The organism is Lactobacillus nasalidis, assembly GCF_016587775.1.
GTDB classification, from domain to species: domain Bacteria; phylum Bacillota; class Bacilli; order Lactobacillales; family Lactobacillaceae; genus Lactobacillus; species Lactobacillus nasalidis.
Map to the genome: position 1 here is coordinate 1 of NZ_BOCG01000631.1, position 627 is coordinate 627.

Genomic DNA, 627 nt, shown 5'->3' on the forward strand with positions numbered 1-627 from the left:
GGCCGGGTAGCTGCTGGCGGCCGCCTGGCGCAGCAGCCATTTGCCCTCATCCAGCCGGCCCAGGCCCACGCATTCGCGGCAATACAGCGCCCCTGAGGGCAGGTGGGCCCAGCAGGGGCTGCCGCAGCGCTGGCAGATGCCTTTTTGCACGGCCGGAATTGCCGTCTGCCCCTCTTTTATGCTATTATCCAAGTTATCGACCAACCATTGGCGGCCGGATTGCTTTTCTTCCTTCAATTTTCTCGCCTCCACTTATTAGTACACCGAAAAGGGATGATTTTTTGTCACAAGAAGCAGATTTTTTAACCATTAAAGAAGGCGGCCAGCACGAACTGGTCATCAAAAAAAGCCGCTTTATCGCCACTTTTGCCCGGATAGGCAGCGAGCAGGAAGCCAGAGACTTCATTGCCGCCACCAGCAAGAAGTACCATGACGCCACCCACAACACATACGCCTACACCCTCGGCTTAAACGACGAGCACGTCAAAAGCAGCGACAACGGCGAGCCGGCCGGCACGGCCGGAGTGCCCGAATTAAGGACCCTGCAGCTCATGCAGCTGAAAAACGTGGCCGTCGTGGTCACCAGGTATTTCGGCGGCATCAAGCTGGGCGCCGGCGGCCTCATCC

General features: G+C 58.1%; 1 protein-coding gene and 1 pseudogene. One reads left to right on the forward strand and one right to left on the reverse strand.

Translation table 11 applies throughout. From position 1 onward, the window contains the following. Positions 1-237 (reverse strand): annotated as a pseudogene (locus tag lacNas_RS11870) (DNA/RNA helicase); the annotation flags it as partial. A gap of 44 nt (positions 238-281) precedes the next feature. On the opposite strand from lacNas_RS11870, the gene lacNas_RS11875 reads away from it, so the two are divergent. After that, positions 282-627, forward strand: a 346-nt coding sequence (locus tag lacNas_RS11875; protein ID WP_201346895.1) for an IMPACT family protein, incomplete at its 3' end; no start/stop codon positions are given.